The sequence below is a fragment of the Idiomarina sp. Sol25 genome (assembly GCF_033052775.1).
Taxonomy (GTDB): Bacteria; Pseudomonadota; Gammaproteobacteria; order Enterobacterales; family Alteromonadaceae; genus Idiomarina.
Map to the genome: position 1 here is coordinate 1 of NZ_JAUPEW010000083.1, position 298 is coordinate 298.

Annotated in this window: 1 protein-coding gene; it reads left to right on the plus strand. The window is 62.1% G+C overall.

Annotated features, from left to right (window positions below):
- Positions 1–298 (plus strand): alpha/beta-hydrolase N-terminal domain-containing protein (locus tag Q5L94_RS13570; protein ID WP_317498889.1); only part of this gene is annotated, 298 nt, incomplete at both ends.

The following is a 298-nucleotide window of genomic DNA, read 5'->3' on the forward strand; positions in this document are numbered from 1 at the left end:
GACATGGCAGAACGAGCTACGCGAGAAGATGGGCATGGAGTTCGCGGATGGCTTGCACCTCGCGCGGATCGTCTTCATCGCCATGGTGGTGTTCGCGCTGGCGTTTTTTCTTGGACGGTCGGTGGCCTCGCTTTTCCGGCTGATACGGCAGTGGTTCTACCGCGTCATGCCGCCCCGGCGCGCCAACGTCCTTGGCTTCATCACGGTCGTCGTGCTTCTGGTGATCATCACGCGGGACGGTATCCTCGACCGGGTCGTCCTCGCACTCGACGAAAGTTACGAAGCCGCTCAGGCGCTG